Origin of the sequence: Novosphingobium sp. AAP83 (genome assembly GCF_001295795.1) — a bacterium.
Taxonomy (GTDB): Bacteria; Pseudomonadota; Alphaproteobacteria; order Sphingomonadales; family Sphingomonadaceae; genus Novosphingobium.
This window is the reverse complement of record NZ_LJHY01000024.1, coordinates 16826-35607: the sequence shown is the minus strand read 5'-3', so window position 1 is coordinate 35607 and position 18782 is coordinate 16826. Positions and strand designations below refer to the sequence as shown.

Below are 18782 nucleotides of genomic sequence, written 5' to 3'. Positions count from 1 at the left end.
GATATACGATCCTGATGGATAAGTGTTTGAGCCAAGCAAGTGCGCGCGCGGCTCGACTGATCGGCTTCGCTGCCATGGGGATGTTTCTCACGGCGGCGCATCCCAGCTCGCGCGACATGACTCAAACAACAGCGCAATCCGAGCAATCCGGACATCCCGCGCACATTGACACAACGACACCGGTCGGCACCGTAATCGCGTTCCACGCGGCGCTCGCCAGTGGCGACACACAAGCCGCGCTCGCGCTTCTCACCGAGGATGTGATGATCTTTGAGTCAGGGGGCGTCGAAAGCAGCCGCGCCGAGTATGCTGAACATCATCTTGAGGCCGATGCGGCCTTCAGTGCCGCAGTGCCCCGTTCACTTATCAGCCGATCACACGGTGAGGACGGGGATGCCGCTTGGGTGATGAGCGTTGAAATCGTTACCGGTACTTACCGCAACCGCGCGATCAACAGCCGCTCGGTCGAGACGATGTTGCTGAGGCGCGTTGAGGGACAATGGCGGATTGTCCACATCCACTGGTCATCCGCGGAAATCAACCGGTAGAGATCGCGAAGCAAGGGAGGAGTTCCGCACCGATCGCAGGTAAACTGATGGTCCGCGTTGCTGCCGGGAAGTCTCGAAATCGCGCGCGGCATTGTGGCGGCGCCTTTGAGCCCGCAAAAGCATGTTTGGTGTGCTCGTATCGTTTTGCTCAGCAGCGACGGTCTTGGGGCCTCTGCCATCATGTCTTCGACGGGTAAGGTGCCGCGCAAAGCCAACGTGGACGAGGCGCATGGTCATATTCCGCATTGCTGGCGCAACTTCAAGTTGTCGAACGATCCGGCCTTCGCCGCGAAGCTTCACGATATCGTCGGGCGTTATGTTTCGCCGCCTGCACTTGCCGTTCAATTCCCGGCCCACTTTTTGCCGCGCTGCGATGCTAGGCGGACAAACTCTGGATGTCGGCTTCTGACAGGACCTGCCGTTTGACACGTCGATTGGGAATGTCCGCTTCGCCCTATGATGCGGCGTTCTACTCCCGGTAGCACTCGATCAACGTCAATTGTTCACATCGGCAGCAGTAACGGCGGGTATAAGGCCTGCGCGTAACCTGCCTGGGTTGCGGGCTTATCGTAGTGCTAGACCCTTTGGCGATCTCGCTCAGTTGCCGCAGGGCGAAAAACCGTTCTCTCGACGTGATTGAGTCTCGGCTTAAGTGCGCGCATTATGGTGAGCGCAAGGCTGCTTGTCAGCCGTTCGAGCAATGCAGCCGATTTATCACGTGAGGATGAAGGACTGGTCACTGTTCCCCAATGCGGAGGGCAAACCTTACGAGTTCCATTTGCTGGCCGAGGCGAAAAGCTGTGCCATGCCCGATGAGAAGGTGATTGCGGCACCTCGACCGGTCAGTGACGCTGTGTTGGCAGCGCTGCCAAGGCTCAATCCTGCTAACTGCTGTATCCGGATGCTATCTTACCCAGAGCGGTCCGGAATACTGTCAGGAACTTGTCGACATGTTCGTCTTGGCAGACCAGCGGCGGCCGAATTTTGAGCGCGTCTTCGTTGGCAGCCGTCGTGCTGATCAGCACGCCATCGTCGCGCATTGCGTTCACTAGATCGAGCGCCATCGCCCGACGTTCAGTTGGCAGACTGTGTTCCAGGCCGATGTCGACACCGAAGAACAATCCGGCGTTGCGGATGCCCCGGATACCGGGAACTTGCGCGGCAACGCGCTCAAGCCCGCGCTTGAGGTGGTCGCTGACTGTCACTACGCTGTCGAGTATGCGGTCACGCTGCAGGATCGTCAGCACGGCGTCGGCGGTGGCAATGCCGACCGTGTTTCCGGCAAAGGTGTTGGAATAGCGCGCAGTCTGGCCGAACTGCTCCATCGGACGCTGGCGGCCAATGACGGCTCCGATCGGAAAGCCATTGCCCATTGGCTTGCCCAGAGTAACCAGATCAGGAACAATGCCGTGACATTCGAAACCCCACATATGCGCACCGGTGCGGCCGAAACCGGGCTGGACCTCGTCCGAGATGATCAGGCCGCCAGCTTCGCGTACGGCTTCCACCGCTCCGGCAATGAAGCCCGGAGGATCAATCCACACGCCGTCGCTTGAGAATATGCTGTCGAATAGCAGCGCGGCAACGCCGATGCCGCGACTTTGCAGGTCGATGATGGCAAGGCGGACCTGCGCCTCGAAGAAGTCTGCTGCCTGATCGTCAGGAATGCCGGCAGGTCCAGGAAGTTCGACGATGCGCACATTCGGGCTGAGGTTCACCGCAGCGCCCAGATTGGGCGAGACTGCGGCGGCTGCTGCACTTGTTCCGTGATAGGCATAGGAGGTGACAATCACACCTTCGCCGCCACTCACCAGACGGGCGATGCGCAAGGCAAGGTCGTTGGATTCACTGCCGGTGCATGTGAAAACCACGCGGTCGAGTTCGGCGGGAAACGTACCAATCAGCTTTTCGGCATATTCGACCAGCCGGGGCTCAAGATAGCGCGTGTTGGCGCTGATCCGGGCGGCCTGCTCCATCATGGCCGCGTTGACTTCGGGATGACAGTGGCCGAGCGACGGTACGTTGTTGTAGAAATCCAGATAAGGCCGGTCATCGGGATCATAAAGCCACATGCCTTGCCCGCGAACGAAGTGGACGGGCTTGCGATACTGCAGCCGGTAGGAGGCCCCAAGAACCGCGTCGCGTCGCGCAATCAGATCGGCTTCGCGCTTGGGAAGTTCAACCTCACCTGGACGGAAGCGATTGGGCATGAGATCTATGGGCATGAAGTGCTGCCTGTCTGCTGCAGTTGTTGTCTAAGGCGGAAGATATTCAGGTGCTCAGGAGGGATAGAGGCCAGCTGCCGCTCGAACCGCCGCTTCGCCTGCCGGATGGTCGAGCATTGCCAGAATTGCCAGTCCCTGTTCGGCGCGGGCCACGTTCTTCATGATGTACGGTGCGGCGTCGGGAAAGAGGTGAGCGCGCCAGTTGTTGATCAGAACGAGCGCGCTCTGGCGCGCGCGGATGAGCCCAAGCAAAAGCGATGCTTCAAGATCGGACAGTGGTGCAACCGAGGCATAGCCGGCAATGACATATTCGGCGCCACCCAGCGGCGAGTCCGGATCCAGCACGAAATGCCCTGCCGCGATGGCAAGGTCTTGGATGCGGGGGTTCCAGCCGCCGTCGCCGAAATCGATGAACCCGATGCCGGCTCCTGTGTCGATCATATTGAATGGGCTGGGATCGTTGTGGGTGATCTGCCAGCTGAGGTCTGCAGCCTGCGGTGCGATGCGGCGCACGTAATCGTCCATGGCGGCGTGTGCGAACCGCGCTGTGTCGCCTTGGGAAAGATAGCGTTCCAGTTCGACCAGCCAGGGCCAGCACGCCACGTTCCATAGCATCGGGCGCCGCGCTGCCGGGGGGGCGATGCGCATCATGGCAAGGCTGATACGCGCAAGCGCCGCGCCGATGTCCCGCATCAGCGCAGGGGTGCACGGTACCTGATGGAGCGGGACGCCCTTCATGCGAGTCTGGAGGTAGCCAACGACGCCATCCTGTTCGAACATCAACCCGCCTGATACGGTAGGGATCGCGTCGGGTGTCAGGACGGCATCGACGCCTGTCAGTCCGTCCAGCACGGCAGACTGGAAGCGGAAGCTTTCCAGCGCCTCTGGTCTCGACGATGTTTTGAGGATGAAACGCCGACCGTCGTCCAGCTGCGCATCGAACGTCTGTTCGACTTCGGACGACAGGGCGGTCAGTGTGCCGGGCTGGCCATAATGTTGCTGTAGCAGCAACGCCGACAGCGCGGGTTCGGATGCGTCCGGCAAAATCGCCAGACGATCGGCAGAGGTCTGGTAATACGCCCGTCCATCCGCCTCCATCTCCGATGGAAGACTTGCGTACGCCTGCATCTCGAAGATCCTGTCGTCAGAGTCCAAACACACCGGGCAGCCGGGTTATATCGGGAATTTCGGTGTATTCATAAAACGGGTTGGCGGGCTCATGGCCCCGGTTTACCCAGACCTTGCTCTTGATGCCGATGTCGTAGGCCGACATGAGATCGTGCCGGAACGATGACGAGACGTGCGTGATGTCGTCCGGGCCGCAACCCAATGTATCGAGCATGTATTCGAACGCCTTGAGGTGCGGCTTGTATGCGCCGGCTTCTTCTGCCGTCAGCACGGCGTGGAACGGCGCGCCAAGCTTTGCGACGTTGGCAGGGATCTGCGCAACCATCGAATTGGTAAGAATGACCAGGGGAATGTGCTTTGCCAGCTTGGCGAGTCCTTCGGGCACGTCTGAGTGCGGACCCCATGTCGGCACACGGTTGTAGATGTCTTCGGCCTGCTCAGGCCTGAAAGCGACATTGTTGCGCTTGCACGTGCGCTCGAGCGCGTTGTGCACCACTTCGGCGTAGGGCTTCCAGTCTTGCAGCACTTCGTCAAGGCGATAGGCCTGAAAGTGCTTGATGAATTCAGCCATCTGTAGATCGGTCATAAGATGCGCAAAGAGATCCTTTGCCGCATCGGCCATCTTGAAATTGATTAGCGTGCCATGACAATCAAATGTCACGTACTTTGGACGAAAGTTGCTCATACGCACAGCTCTCCAATTTTGATATCCGTCTGTATAGTGCGGGGCTTGAAGAGGGTTTGCGGAATGCGGCGGGCTTTCAGCAGGATGTACTGAATTCTGGTAGGGGCTGCGTAATCATGCACTGCTCTATACAGGAAGAAGCGGTGCGACGCTTACATTCTGCTGGAGCTCCTTAGAAATGCGCAAAGCCCAAATTCCTTAGAATCATGTGCGTGTGTGTTGGGAAAGCAGATATGGCCGGGTGTTCGCTGCTGATCGGCGGAGCGAGGTGCTGGGTAGATCGTCGCCGGTTCTGAGAGGGGGCTTTTACGTCGAACGGCACAAAAAGGACGCTGTCACGACAATTTCACAATAATCATCCGTCCACGCTCGCCGCTTCGACGCAAGATTCGTTTGCAAGAGCATACTCTCGGCGAATAACAATAATTCGCAGGAAAAATGGAAACGCTCAGTCAGCCAGCCAAACACACGTGTGGCAAGCGGGGTGAGAGAGTGCGCATCACTAATGAGGGGTGAAGTTCCGATGAAATCTATTTCCGCAGTTAAGGTCGCACTGGCAGTTGGCGTAGCGATGGGAGCGATGCCGATGTCGGCACGGGCGCAGTCAGCGCCTGCCGAAGATCAGGCTGAGCCTGCAGAATCGCTCGTCGTTATCGGCCAGCGGCAGCAGTATCGTGGCGATGTGCCGCTTTCGGCAATTCCGCAGAGCGTGCAAGTCATCGACGCCAAGACCTTGCAAAACCTTAACATTACTCGGCTCGATACTGCGCTTGATCTTTCCAGTGGTGTATCGCGGCAGAACAACTTTGGCGGCTTGTTCGATGGTTTTGCCATTCGCGGCTTTGCCGGGGACGAGAACTTTGCCGGCGGCGTGCTGGTCAACGGTTTCAATGCCGGTCGCGGTTATGGCGGCCCGCGCGATGCGTCCAACATCGAAAAGATCGAAATCCTCAAAGGCCCCAATGGCGCCGTGTTTGGCCGGGGTGAACCGGGTGGCACGATCAGCATCATCACGAAGAAGGCCAAGGTCGGTGAGACTTTCGGCAGCTTTGCGGTGCAAGGCGGCAGCTGGAACACGTTCCGCGTAGAAGCCGACTATAACCTTTCATTAAGCGATACCGTGGCGATCCGTTTGAACGGAGCAGCGCAGGATGGAGACAGTTTCCGCGACACCGTGAGCCAGACACTTTACACGGCTAACCCCTCTATCGTGTTCACGCCGTCCACGGACACCAGTATTTCCTATGAACTCGAGTTCATGGATAATCGCGTTCCGTTTGATCGCGGCACAATTGCGGTAAACGGGCGGCTTGGCGTTGTTGACCGGTCAACCTTCTTTGGCGAACCCGGCGATGGGCGCATGAACGTCAACGTGCTTGGCCATCAAGTACAGCTTCAGCAGAAGCTTGGCGGCAGCTGGTTTTTCCTTGCTGGTGTCAGCTATCGCGAAACGGAATTCAAAGGCATTTCAAGTGAGCCAGAGTTGGATCCAATCGGCTCCAACCGCCGCCAGACTCTGACCTCAACGGGCAACTTCCTTGCTCGTCAGCGCCGTTCGCGTGACTACAGCACCGACAACCTTGTGGTCCGTGGCGAAATTTCGGGTAAGTTCAACACCGGTGGAATTGCCCACCATGTGCTGGTGGGGGCCGATTGGGACCGATTCCGGATTGATCTTCTGCAGCTTCGCGGCCGCCCGGTAAACTATACGGCAGGCACGCCGATCACGGCAGCAAATTATGCTGTCAATATCTTCAACCCGGTCTACGGCCAGACATTGGCGCTGGGGGCAACACCGCTGACCAACACCTTTGAAACGCAAAAGGCGTGGGGCATTTACTTTCAGGATCAGATCGACCTGACCGACCGGCTGAAACTGCGCCTTGGTGGCCGCTATGACAACTTCAAGCAGACCGTGTTGAACCGTGCCAACAACCGTACCATCCTTGTCAACCAGAAGCAGTTCAGCCCAACCGGTGGGATTCTTTATGAAATCAACGACGATCTTTCGATCTTTGGTGGTTACGGCGAAGGCTACCGGCCGAACAGCGGCGTGGATGCTGCCAGCAATCCTTTCCCGGCAGAATTGAGCAAATCCTACGAGGTGGGCCTGCGGTTGGGCGAGCCCGGTGGTCCGATCAGCGGTTCGATCGCAGCATTTACGATGACCAAGAACAACATCCTGACCGCCGATCCGAATCCGGCCAATGCAGGGTTCTCTATTGCCGGTGGTGCTGCACGGTCACGCGGGATCGAACTGGATTTCAACGCCAATCTGCCCGGCGACATCATGGTCATCGCCACTTATGCCTATCTGGATGCAAACTGGACAACGCGGGCAGGGGACAGAGACTTTGGCCTGACCATCAATCCCGGTGATCGCTTGATCAACATCCCCGAACATGCAGCCAACCTGATTGCCAGCAAGGGATTCATGATAGGCGACCGGCGTTTCACGCTGGGCGGAGGTATCAACTACGTAGGCAAGCGTCTTGGCGAAACCGGCTCGACGTTCGAACTGCCCGGCTATGTCATTACTCGCCTGATGGCGAGCTATGAGCCGGCTGATAACATCAAGGTCACTGCTGACGTGACCAATCTGTTCGACAAGCAGTTCTATACCGCGTCGTACGCGCGGCTGTGGGTCGCACCTGGCCCGCCGCGCGCTTTCAACGTGCGGGCAACGTTCTCGTTCTGATAACGGAATTGGGCTGTCGGGGTCACCGCTCCGGCAGCCCAACTTATCTGACGAGGCACAATGCGACGCCAAAGCTTTCTGAAATGGCACAGATGGATGGCGCTGCTATTTGCACCGCTTCTGGTGCTCCAGACGCTGACCGGCAGCGTTCTGCTGTTTCGTGAGCCGCTTGGCCGTCTGCTGGAGGTCACTACCTCGAACGGGCCGGCGCTTGGAATAGACCGACTTTACGCGGCGGCCGCAGCAACCGGCAAGCGCGTAGAGCGCCTGCAACCGCCTGCCCAGCACGGACGGATGGCACTTGCTCAGTTCGTCGATGCCGATCGCATGCGCAGCTTCGCCATGATTGATCCCGTATCCGCACGGATCGTGCGTGAGGGCGGCTTGGCGAGCTTTCCGATCGAGGCAGCGCTACAACTCCATTACCGGCTCATGGCTGGGACGACAGGTCTTGTCATCGTCGCGCTGAACGGCCTCGTGCTGTTGCTGATGGCGGGAACGGGCCTTGCTTTCTGGTGGCCGGGCAAGGGGCGCTGGGGCAAATCGCTCGTCGTCAATTCTCGCATGCCATCGCGGATCAGGCTGCGGCACTGGCACCGCAGTTTCGGCGTCGTAACTGCGCTGCTGCTTGCTTGCAGCGCGCTGACGGGCGTTTTGTTGGCAGGTGCCGATCTTCTCCCCGCGCTCGTATCAGCACTGCCGAAACCGGTTTCTGAGGTGGAGCCGGTTCGTCCGATCGCGGCAAACGTCGCTGCAGGTCTGGTGTTGGCACAAGCTCAGTTTCCCGGCGCTAAAGTCCGGGACCTTCGCTTTTCTGCCGATGCGCGCATGGACGTGAACCTGCTTGCACCAGAGCGCAATTCGCTGGCCGTGCACGTAGTGAAGGTCGATCTGACAGCGTCGCGACTCATTACAGCGAAATCGGCACAGGACAATTCGGCCTTATGGATGACTGTCTTGCCTTATCACTCGGGCGATGAGTTCGGCCTGCTCGGCCAACTTGTGCTGCTTGTCGAAGCGCTCGTGCTGATCGGGCTGGGCGTGTCCGGCCCGTTGATGTGGTGGCGTCAAAGGACACTGCGATAATGACCATGCTGTATCACGGGTTGGAGGCGCGAGGCCTCGTATGGAAAGGGATATTCGAGGCTCGCGTGCCACAACTGCCATTCTTGCGCTGGGGGCATGATCCGGTCGATCCGGCGCAAGTGCGGTATCTTGCCGCGTGGAATGCGCCTGCGGACTTTGTCGCACAGTTCCCCAATCTGGAGGTGCTGTTCAGCGTTGGCGCGGGAATCGACCAGTTGCCGCTGGCGGCGCTCCCTCCGCAAGTACGCGTGGTGCGGATGGTCGAGCAGGGTATCATTACCGGCATGGCAGAATATGTGGCCATGGCTTGTCTGGCGCTGCACCGTGACCTGCCGTTTTTCATCGCGGAGCAGCGTGCTGGATGCTGGACGTATCGGCATACACGTCTGGCATTTGAAACGCGCGTGGGCATCATGGGGCTTGGCGAGCTGGGCAAGGCGGCGCTCGAAATTTTGAAGCCGCTGGGCTTTGCCCTATCGGGCTGGAGCCGGAGCGAACATCATATCGATGGTATCACCTGCTTTGCAGGATTGGCAGGCTTTGACGAATTCCTGACGCAGGCCGACATTTTCGTATGTTTGCTTCCGCTGACGCTGGAGACGCGCGGCATCCTTTGTCGCAAGACATTTGACAAGATGCCGCCCGGGAGTGCTATCGTGAACGCTGGGCGCGGCGGTCATCTGATTGCAGGCGACTTGATTTGCGCGCTTGATTCGGGGCAATTGCGTGCCGCCATGCTTGATGTGACTGATCCCGAGCCGCTACCAGAAGGCCATCAATTCTACAGTCACCCCGCGATCTTCCTGACGCCCCATGTCGCGGCTGAGACTCGCCACGGCTCAGCGGGCGAGGTCCTGGCGGACAACGTTCTGCGCGTGCTGACAGGCGAACCGCTGTTGGGTGAAGTTGACCGGATCAAGGGCTATTGAGGCGCGGCATTTCGTGCCGGTATGCGCGCAAAAAAAGTGCTTTGGACAGGGTTGGACGTAGGCGAACGGTTGCAAGTTTTGCTGTAAAAGCGGTCATCTTAAGCCTGTTGCCAGAAGCTATCCGGCCCGCCGGAAGTGACAGACAGGGATCAATGCGCCTCATGAGCACCGCCGTCTTCACCCCCAAGTTCATCAGCTTCGATTGCTACGGCACGCTGACCCGTTTTCGCATGACCGAGATGGCGACGGAATTCTATGCCGACCGTCTTAACGCCGAAAACTTGCCGAATTTCTGCAAGGATTGGACCGCATACCGCTTCGATGAAGTGATGGGACCGTGGCAGCCTTACCGGGATGTCATCGCCAATTCGCTTGAGCGTTGCTCGAAAAAATGGGGCGTAGAGTTCCGTGAGGACGAAGCAAACGCGGTTTATCAAGCCGTGCCGACATGGGGTCCGCATGAGGATGTGCCCGGCGGCCTGTCGAAAATCTGCGACAAAATCCCTCTGGTGATCCTTTCGAACGCGATGAATAGCCAGATTATGTCGAATGTTGGCTTATTGGGGGCGACCTTCCACCGCGTATACACTGCCGAAAGCGCGCAAGCATATAAGCCACGCATGCAAGCATTTGAATACATGTTCGATCAGCTCGGCATGGGGCCGGAGGTGGGCATGCACGTGTCATCAAGTTTCCGTTACGATCAGAACACTGCGACAGACCTTGGCTTTGGCTGCCGGGTTTTCGTCGGTCGCGGGCATGAACCATCGAACGGGAACTACCGCGACGTGGAAATTCCGCACATCGGCGCGCTGCCGTCAGTGGTCGGGCTCTGATCGTGGTGCGGCGGGATCGGTTTGTTCCTGGCCGCCGCAGAAAATGCCGAGTAGCGGTAAGGCGATGCCGTGCCGTGCCGCCCTGCACCAGCAATCGGCACAGTAGCGCGGAAAGTGATGTTACAATTCGTTCAATGCCGGTCAAATACCGCAGGGAATAGCACGCAAGGAAAGGGGATATGGCAATGGTCGACGTAGTTTCCTCCGCCCTGTCACGCCGTGGTTTGCTGGGCGGGTTGGCATCGGGCCTGGCGCTGGCGCCTGCTAACAGGCTGATCGGCCAGCCCCGCATTGGTGGACGCATCCGCGTGGCAAGCGTGGCTTCGTCCACCGCCGATACGCTTGACCCGGCAAAGGGTAATCTGTCGACCGATTATCTGCGGCACTATCTGCTTTACAGCGGATTGACCCAGTACGATTCCAAAGTGCGAGGCCAGCCGGGCCTTGCGGTGTCGATGGAAACCCGGGACAATATCCTCTGGACAATCAAGTTGCGTTCCGGCGTCCACTTCCACAACGGCAAGACTCTGGGCGCTGACGATGTGGTCTATTCGCTGATGCGCCATCTCGATCCTGCCGTGGGATCGAAAGTCAAGGCGATTGCCGAACAGTTCAAGACCGCGCGTGCCACCGGCAAATTGGAACTTGAGCTGAAGCTGACCGGGCCAAACCCCGATCTTCCGGTCATTCTTGCATCTCCGCAATTCCTGATCGTTGAAAATGGACGCCGTGATTTCAGCGTCGCGAATGGTACGGGGCCATATATCCTGCGCTCGTTCTCGCCGGGTATTCGCACCGTCGTTCGGCGCAATCCAAATTACTGGAAGCCGGGTAAGCCCTACCTCGACGAGATCGAGGTCATCGCCATCCCCGACGAACTGTCCCGCGTCAACGCGCTGCTTTCGGGCGACGTCCAGATGGTCAACGCGGTCAGTCCAGGGTCTGTAAAGCGGGTTCGTGCTTCGTCCGGGCACGCGATTATGGAAACCAAGTCGGGCCTGTTCACCGACTTCGTTATGCGCCGCGACCATCCAGTGACCGGAAACCCGGATTTCGTGTTGGCGATGAAGTATCTGATGGACCGCGAACTGATCAAGCGCGCTCTGTTTCGCGGCTTTGCTACTATCGGCAACGATCAGCCGATCTCTCCGCTCGACCCTCATTTCAATCCCGACATTCCCCAGCGCCATTTCGATCCCGATCGCGCCAAGTTCCTTCTCAGGCGCGCCGGGTTGCTGGGCACGCGATTGCCGGTCTATGTCTCTCCGGCGGCAAACGGTTCCGTCGATATGGGGTCGGTCCTGCAGGAGCATGCGGCGCAGATCGGGCTCAAATTTGCGGTCAATCGCGTGCCAAGCGACGGCTACTGGTCGACCCACTGGATGAAGCATCCGCTGACTTTCGGCAACGTCAACCCGCGGCCCACTGCGGACATGATGTTCAGCCTGTTCTTTGAATCCAAGGCCACGTCGAATGAATCAGGATGGAACAATCCGCAATTCGACAAAATGCTGATCGAAGCGCGCCAAGCCACCGATCCTGCTCGCCGCAAAGCGATCTACGGCGACATGCAATGGCTGGTTCACAACCAGGGCGGGGTTGGCGTACCGGTGTTCATCAGCTTGCTCGACGGGTATGATCGCCGTCTGCGCGGACTTTTTCCAATCCCGCTCGGGGGCTTCATGGGCTACACCTTTGGCGAACACGTCTGGTGGGACGCATGAGTGCTGCCTCTCCCGCTTCACGCTGGCGCGGTCCGTTGCAACTCGTTGCAAAAAGGATCGGGCTGGCATTTGTCACGCTCGGGCTCGTATCAGCCGTCATCTTTACGATCAGTGGCCTTTTGCCCGGTGACGCCGCACAGGAACTCCTGGGTCAAGGCGCTACGCCTGAACAGATCGCAGCACTGCGGAGCGAAATGGGCCTCGATCGCCCCGCGCTGGTGCGCTACTTCGGGTGGCTGCGCGGCATTGTAATTGGTGACCCCGGCAAATCTCTCGTAGCGAACATGCCCGTAGCCGACATAATATCGGAGCGGCTGCCGAACACTCTGGTTCTCGCTGGACTGACCACACTTTTTGCAGTCCCGATTGCGTTTCTTGTCGGGATTTGGTCGGCTGTGACACGGGGGCATGCAGCTGACCGGGCGCTGAACATCATGACTTTGGCAATGGTTGCCTTGCCAGAGTTCCTCGTCGCCACGATTGCGGTGCTGGTTTTCTCGGTAAAGCTGCTCTGGCTGCCTTCGATTACGATCGTCCCACAAGACCCTACCCTCGTCGAATTTCTGCGCGCATACGCGATGCCGGTCATGGTGCTGGGCGTTGGCGTTATCGCACAACTCGGCCGGATGATCCGGGCCGCAATCATCGCCGAACTTGATCGGCCCTATGTCGAGATGGCTGTTCTTAAGGGCGTGTCGCAGCCCAGGCTGATCTTCCGCCATGTTCTGCCCAATGCGGTCGGCCCGATTGTGAATGCCATGGCGCTCAGCCTGTCCTACCTGTTTGGAGGCGCGATCATCGTGGAGACGATCTTCAGCTATCCCGGGCTTGCCAGCCTTATGGTCAATGCCGTCACCTCGCGCGACATGCCTCTGTTGCAGGCCTGCGCTATGCTGTTTTGCGCGACGTACCTGTTTCTGGTGCTGATCGCCGATACCGTAGCGATCCTGGCCAATCCGAGACTGCGGCAGGGATGAGCAGTACCCGCCTCTTCCGCGCCGTTGCACGGCTGCCGTTATCGGGAAAAATCGGCCTCGTGCTCGTGATTTTCTGGATCGTTATCGCTGCCATTGGGCCATTCATTGCCCCGTATCCACCCGGGTCCTTCTCCAATCAGGAAGTCTTTTCAGAATCCAGCAGCGAGTTTTGGCTGGGGAGCGACTACCTCGGTCGCGACGTGCTCAGTCGCCTGCTTTCGGGCGCGCGCTTCACCGTCGGACTTTCGGCAGTCGCTGTCGCCATTGCTGCGAGCATTGGCACCGGGTTTGCGTTGATGGCGGCAGTCGGACCGCATTGGGTCGACGAACTGCTGTCGCGTGCGATGGACACGCTGATCTCGATCCCGAGCAAGATATTTGCACTGGTGCTTGTCGCAGCGTTCGGCTCTTCGCTGATACTGCTCACCGTTATCATCGCGATCACTTACGTGCCCGGTAACTTCCGTATCGCGCGTTCGCTAGCTGTCGGCTTGGCGCGGCTCGATTACGTGGAAGTGGCGCGCGCGCGGGGTGAGGGGCGGCTGCATCTTGCGTTAGTTGAAGTTTTGCCGAACATGATACGGCCGTTGTGTGCTGATATCGGTCTGCGTTTCGTGTTCATCGTGCTGCTGCTGTCGGGCCTGAGCTTTCTTGGCCTTGGTCTCCAGCCGCCGGACGCCGATCTGGGTTCATTGGTCCGCGAGAACACGTCCGGGCTTGCCGAAGGCGCGTTGGCGATCATTGCACCGGCTGTAGCGATCGCCAGTCTGACGGTGGGCGTGAACCTGCTGATCGATGCAGCAACGCAGGGGAAGGCGCGATGAACCCGGCACCGCATGTTGCTGTCCGCAATCTTAGCGTCACCGTCCGCGCGCCCGATGGCTCACCCTTGCGTATCGTTGACGACGTTTCGTTCACGATCCAGCGTGGCGAAGTCATGGCGCTGATCGGTGAATCCGGATCGGGCAAGACCACGATCGCGCTGTCGCTGTTGGGCTATGCCCGCAGTGGCGCGAAGATCAGCGGCGCAATCACGGTGGGCAAGGCCTCGTTTGGCGGGGCGGGGCAAGCAACCCTTGCGGCCCAGCGCGGCAACCGCATCACTTATGTGGCGCAAAGCGCAGCGGCGGCGTTCAATCCATCGCGCAGAGTCATCGAACAGGTGATCGAACCAGCGCTGATCCATGGTACCGCATCGGCGGCAGAAGCGCGCAAACACTCCATGGCGTTGTTCGAAGCGTTGGCGTTGCCCAACCCTGAAACGATCGGTAGCCGTTACCCGCACGAACTTTCGGGCGGACAGTTGCAGCGCCTGATGGCGGCGATGGCATTGATCACCCGACCCGACCTTGTAATCTTCGATGAGCCGACCACCGCACTAGACGTGACCACGCAAGTTGAGGTGCTGCAGGCATTTCGCAAGGTTGTGCGCGAGCAGGGCGCAACGGGCGTCTATGTGTCGCACGATCTGGCTGTCGTTGCGCAGATGGCGGACCAGATCCTTGTCCTCAATCGCGGCAAGGTTCGTGAACAGAATTCCGTGAAGGCCGTGCTCGAAACACCGTCGGACGATTACACCCAGACATTGCTGGCGGCAGCGCAGCCTGTGATCAAGGCTGCCGTTCCGACTGTTGCGCCGACTGCTGTGGGCGCCGCGCCGTTGCTTTCGATCGAGGGCATTCATGCAGGCTATGGCGCAATAGATCGTAATGGCTGTGCGGCGCATCCTGTCCTGACCGACGTGAGCCTGCATATCGGCAGGGGTGCGGCTGTCGGGGTGATCGGCGAATCGGGATCGGGCAAGTCGACCGTTGCGCGCGTGGTGGCGGGCCTGCTTGCGCCAACTGCAGGGACCGTGTCGCTGGACGGAGAGCCACTCGCGGCCTCGCTGAACCGACGCACGCGCGAGCAACTGCGCCGCATCCAGATCGTGTTCCAGAATGCGGATATTGCGCTCAACCCGGCACACAGCGTCGGCGAAATTCTGGGTCGGGTATTGCGCTTCTATCACGGGTCGAGCAGCCACCAGGCCAGGCAGCGGATCGCAGAATTGCTCGACCTGATCCGCCTTCCTGCAGGGATTGCAGATCGCAGATGCGACGAGCTGTCGGGCGGACAGAAACAGCGCGTGAATCTGGCAAGGGCGCTTGCCGCCAATCCGGATGTGATCCTCTGCGATGAAGTAACCTCGGCGCTCGACACCGTAGTGCGTGAGGCCATTCTTGAACTTTTGGCCGAACTGCGCCGCGATCTTGGCGTGGCTTACCTGTTTATCAGCCACGACATCGCGACAGTGAAGGCGCTCTGCGATGAGATCGTGGTGCTTTACAAAGGTACGCGGGTGGAAAGTGGGCTGCGGGACAGTTATGCCGCACCGCCATTTCACCCTTATACCGACCTGCTTATTTCTTCTGTGCCTGAACTCAGGACGGACTGGCTCTCCAGCGTGGGACCGCAGGCCAGCGCCCGGTTCGCGCATATGCACGAAAGTGCCGCTTTGTGCCGCTTTGTGCCGCGCTGCCCGGTCGCGGTTGCAGGCAGGTGCGATGTCACACCGCCACCACATCGCGCGATGACGGCGGGCAATACGGTGCTTTGTCACAGGACCGAGTCCGAACTTACTGGTAGCTAGATCCAATTGGCGACGATTCCACGACGAAGGGCTTTCAATGACACTACATAATGCACTCCCCACTACCGAAACGCAGTTGGCACTGTGAGCGTGGCTCTGCAGCAGAAGGTTTCGGCCGTCGTCGATATGCGTGCTTATGCGGCCGATACGGCAGCGGCTGGCGATTGGTTTGCCGGTCGGGCGTGTCCGGCATTCGCTGACGAAGCGGCAGAAGTGGCCTCGTTCGCCCTGCGTGGAGAGGGGCGGGTTGCATCCCTGCCGACCGACGAGTTCGTTCTGGTCCTTGCAGGCAAGCTCGAGATCGAAAGCGATCATGGCGTGCTTGTACTCGGCCCTGATGACAGCGCCTCGATCCCGTTTGGCACGACCTTCATCTGGCGCGCTTCGGATGATATGCTGGCAGTTGTCTATGCAGCCCCGACACATCGGCCGGGCAACACCACGGTGCCGCTGATGATTGACAAGAACGCGCAGCTCAATCCTTCGAATCCGCCAGCGCTGGAAAACCTGCTTGGCGAAGTGCCGACGTGCCGTGGCTTTTCCGATTACGTTTCAGCCAATAAGGAATTCTGCTGTGGAACGTGGGATTCCACGCCCTATCACCGGCGCCAGATCCCCTACCGGCAAGTCGAACTGATGCTGCTGATGGCCGGCAAGGTTACCTTCAGCGACCAGAAGGACAGCGTCACCTTCTCGACCGGAGACGTGTGCATGTTCATTCGTGGCGATGGCTGCGAGTGGCTCAGCGAGGAATACGTCAAGAAGGTTTTCGCTACGCAGCGGCCCCTTACCTGACGGATATTTTGCGGCCATACTGGTCCGGCAGAATCTATCGCATCGAGAGACAAGTGCCGCACGACTGCCATGTGTCTGGCGGGCATTCGGAAGAAATTGCCATCCGAACTCCGCATAAACTTCTATGATGGGGCCATGGCTGGCGAACTAGCGCGTCACAAGCCCTCGGCTTGCTACATTCGACGATAGCTTGGTAATGGATGTGAGGAGTAAAGGGGCAATGTCCGTTTCACAGGCGCAAGCTGCCAGCGAGGGCGTGATCTCGCTGACATCTGCTCATCTCGAACAGGCGCTCGCACTATCGCAAGTCATCAACTGGCCCTATCGCGCCGAAGACTGGAAGTTTGCGCTCGATCTGGGGCACGGCTTTGGGGTGGAAGCAGGCGACAAGCTCGTCGGAACGGCGCTGTGGTGGCCCTATGGCAAAGACTTTGCCTCGGCAGGAATGATCATCGTTTCAACCGATGCGCAAAGGCAGGGCATCGGCGGCCGGCTTATGGCGGCGATGCTGGCCGCTGCCGCCGGACGGCGCATGATCCTCAACTCGACGCAGGAAGGAAGGCCGCTTTATACCCGCCTTGGTTTTGAGCCCTACGGCGTGATGTCGCAACATCAGGCCGTGCTCGCCAAAGTTCCAGCCATCGATCGGACAGTGCGTGTGCGCCCAGTTTGCCCGGACGATGCGCACGCCTTGCACAACCTTGACCAGCGCGCTTCGGGCATGGACCGAAAGAATTTGTTGAACGCCCTGTTCGGCGTGGCCGACACGGTCGTGGTCGAGCGTGACGGAGACGTTACCGGCTATGGCTGCGTGCGCCGGTGGGGGCGTGGAGTGGTGATCGGTCCAGTCATTGCGCGTGATCAGGCAGACGCGCGTGCGATCATTGCTACGCTTGCGTCCGCCTATGAGGGCGGTTTTGTCCGGATCGACGTTACTGGCGAAAGCGGGCTCTCGCCGTGGCTCGCCGAAATTGGTCTCCCTCAGACGGACCAGGTGATCTCGATGTCGCTGGGCAAGCCTCCGGAGCCGCTGCCGGGCGCTGTCCTGTTCGCCTTGTCCAACCAGTCGCTCGGCTGATGGAAGGGCCACTTACTCGAACTCGTCGGACGCGGGGCTTTGCTGCCCGGTCTGGGATCAAGGCACCCTTGGCTCCGCATGACGTCAGCTTCCACCGGAGACATTCACCATGCCCGCGCCTCTGAGATTCATCAATTCCACGCCTGACCTGCCGGTGGAAGCCGATGCTGTCATCATTGGTGGCGGGATCATTGGAAGCTTCACTGCCTATTATCTGGCCCAGCGTGGGCTGAAGGTAGCTCTGCTTGAAAAGGGCGTGGTCGGCGGCGAGCAATCGAGCCGAAATTGGGGTTGGTGCCGTCAGCAAAACCGCGACGAGCGCGAGTTGCCGCTGGCGACCAAGGCGCTGGACCTGTGGGAGCAATTCGGGCTTGAAAGTGGCGAAGAAACTGGCTTCCGCCGTTGTGGCCTGTTCTACGTCAGCAATGATCAGTCCGAAATCGATACCTGGGCGCGCTGGGGCGAATATGCCCGATCGATCGGCGTGAAAACGCGTATGCTCAATAGCCAGGAAGCCACCGATCACGGGAAGTTTACCGGCAAGGTGTGGAAGGGCGGGGTCCATTCCCAGATGGACGGCATTGCCGATCCGGGACTTGCGGTGCCAGCCGTGGCGCGCGCTTTGATGGCGCTGGGCAGCACCGTCCACCAGTCTTGCGCAGCCCGCGGGATTGAGACGACCGGCGGCGCGGTGAGCGGGGTGGTAACAGAGCGCGGAACGATCCGCACAAAGCTCGTGATCCACGCAGGCGGTGCTTGGGCCTCATCGTTCATGCGCCAGTTGGGGGTGCGGTTTCCGCAGGCCACAGTTCGCCAATCGATTCTGGCTGTCGGCACCGGGAGGCTGAGCCTGCCAGACGCGTTTTACGGCGATTCCCTAGCGATCACGCGGCGTGGAGACGGGTGCCATACCTTGGCGTACAGCGGTCGGGCCAAGATCGACCCTACCCTACAGTTCTTGCGCTTTCAAAAGCAGTTCATCCCGATGTTCAAGCAGCGCTGGAGCAAAGTGTCGCCCGGCGGGCTACAGGGCTTGCGTGCCGGGCATGAGTCGTTGTCGAACTGGCGGCTTGACCGGCCAACGCCGATGGAGGCGCGCCGTATCCTCGATCCCGTCGCCGACACCAAGACCATACGTCTTACCGTGAAACTCGTCTCGAGGTTGATCCCTGATATTGCGACGGCGCCGGTGGTTGGCAGTTGGGCCGGCTTTGTAGACAGTACGCCAGATGGGGTGCCCGTGATTGGCGAGATACCTGCCGTTCCGGGCCTGATCCTTGCGGCAGGCTTCAGCGGTCATGGTTTCGGCATCGGCCCCGGCGCTGCTCATCTTGTTGCCGATATCGCGTCGGGACATGAGCCGATCGTCGATCCGCGTCCCTATCGTCTTTCGCGCTTTGACAGTGGTGCTGAGATCGACGTTTCGGAATTCTGAGCCTCA

The 18782-nt window shown here is 59.5% G+C and carries 15 protein-coding genes and 1 pseudogene; 13 read left to right on the top strand and 3 right to left on the bottom strand.

Features of this window, described 5'->3' with window-relative positions:
- Positions 1-26 precede the first annotated feature (26 nt).
- Together IP81_RS14675 and IP81_RS21320 are read left to right on the top strand one after the other, a co-directional pair.
- Positions 27-548 (top strand): nuclear transport factor 2 family protein, encoded by a 522-nt coding sequence (locus IP81_RS14675; RefSeq protein ID WP_197274649.1) that lies wholly within the window; start codon positions 27-29, stop codon positions 546-548.
- Positions 549-605: 57 nt separating this feature from the next.
- A pseudogene (locus tag IP81_RS21320) lies at positions 606-890 on the top strand (hypothetical protein); the annotation flags it as partial.
- Positions 891-1432: 542 nt separating this feature from the next.
- Here the strand turns inward: IP81_RS21320 and IP81_RS14665 are convergent.
- The 3 genes from IP81_RS14665 to IP81_RS14655 are packed head-to-tail and all read right to left on the bottom strand — an operon-like array spanning position 1433 to position 4586.
- A complete protein-coding gene (locus IP81_RS14665; RefSeq protein ID WP_054108760.1) occupies positions 1433-2773 on the bottom strand; it encodes an aspartate aminotransferase family protein in 1341 nt (446 codons plus the stop codon).
- 54 nt (positions 2774-2827) lie between these two features.
- Complete coding sequence (locus IP81_RS14660) at positions 2828-3901, bottom strand: phosphotransferase (RefSeq protein WP_082356190.1); 1074 nt, start codon at positions 3899-3901, stop codon at positions 2828-2830.
- Positions 3902-3917: 16 nt separating this feature from the next.
- Positions 3918-4586: a haloacid dehalogenase type II gene (locus IP81_RS14655; RefSeq protein ID WP_054108759.1), complete on the bottom strand. Its 669-nt coding sequence runs from the start codon at positions 4584-4586 to the stop codon at positions 3918-3920.
- Between the two features lie 523 nt (positions 4587-5109).
- On the opposite strand from IP81_RS14655, the gene IP81_RS14650 reads away from it, so the two are divergent.
- From IP81_RS14650 to IP81_RS14600, 11 genes are all read left to right on the top strand, one after another.
- The gene (locus IP81_RS14650; protein ID WP_054108758.1) at positions 5110-7284 is read left to right on the top strand and encodes a TonB-dependent siderophore receptor; all 2175 of its coding nucleotides are present in this window, start codon (positions 5110-5112) and stop codon (positions 7282-7284) included.
- 60 nt (positions 7285-7344) lie between these two features.
- Positions 7345-8370: a PepSY domain-containing protein gene (locus IP81_RS14645; RefSeq protein ID WP_082356189.1), complete on the top strand. Its 1026-nt coding sequence runs from the start codon at positions 7345-7347 to the stop codon at positions 8368-8370.
- Complete coding sequence (locus IP81_RS14640) at positions 8370-9299, top strand: glyoxylate/hydroxypyruvate reductase A (RefSeq protein WP_157573250.1); 930 nt, start codon at positions 8370-8372, stop codon at positions 9297-9299. Before IP81_RS14645 ends, IP81_RS14640 begins: the two co-directional genes overlap by 1 nt.
- Positions 9296-10135: a haloacid dehalogenase type II gene (locus tag IP81_RS14635; RefSeq protein ID WP_231626851.1), complete on the top strand. Its 840-nt coding sequence runs from the start codon at positions 9296-9298 to the stop codon at positions 10133-10135. Before IP81_RS14640 ends, IP81_RS14635 begins: the two co-directional genes overlap by 4 nt.
- Positions 10136-10314: 179 nt before the next feature.
- Positions 10315-11859, top strand: a complete 1545-nt coding sequence (locus tag IP81_RS14630) for an ABC transporter substrate-binding protein (protein WP_369800752.1) — start codon at positions 10315-10317, stop codon at positions 11857-11859.
- Entirely contained in the window at positions 11856-12836 is a 981-nt protein-coding gene (locus IP81_RS14625) for an ABC transporter permease (RefSeq protein ID WP_054108754.1), read from the top strand. Before IP81_RS14630 ends, IP81_RS14625 begins: the two co-directional genes overlap by 4 nt.
- Positions 12833-13660: an ABC transporter permease gene (locus tag IP81_RS14620; RefSeq protein WP_054108753.1), complete on the top strand. Its 828-nt coding sequence runs from the start codon at positions 12833-12835 to the stop codon at positions 13658-13660. The genes IP81_RS14625 and IP81_RS14620 overlap by 4 nt, the downstream gene beginning before the upstream one ends.
- On the top strand, positions 13657-15468 hold the full coding sequence (locus IP81_RS14615) for an ABC transporter ATP-binding protein (protein WP_054108752.1): 1812 nt from the start codon (positions 13657-13659) through the stop codon (positions 15466-15468). The genes IP81_RS14620 and IP81_RS14615 overlap by 4 nt, the downstream gene beginning before the upstream one ends.
- A gap of 84 nt (positions 15469-15552) precedes the next feature.
- Positions 15553-16263 carry a cupin domain-containing protein gene (locus IP81_RS14610; RefSeq protein ID WP_231626849.1) on the top strand — a complete coding sequence of 237 codons (711 nt, stop codon included), beginning with the start codon at positions 15553-15555 and terminating at the stop codon, positions 16261-16263.
- Between the two features lie 220 nt (positions 16264-16483).
- Entirely contained in the window at positions 16484-17341 is an 858-nt protein-coding gene (locus IP81_RS14605) for a GNAT family N-acetyltransferase (RefSeq protein ID WP_054108751.1), read from the top strand.
- A 109-nt stretch (positions 17342-17450) separates the two neighbouring features.
- Positions 17451-18776 carry an FAD-binding oxidoreductase gene (locus IP81_RS14600; RefSeq protein WP_054108750.1) on the top strand — a complete coding sequence of 442 codons (1326 nt, stop codon included), beginning with the start codon at positions 17451-17453 and terminating at the stop codon, positions 18774-18776.
- The last annotated feature ends 6 nt before the right edge of the window (positions 18777-18782 follow it).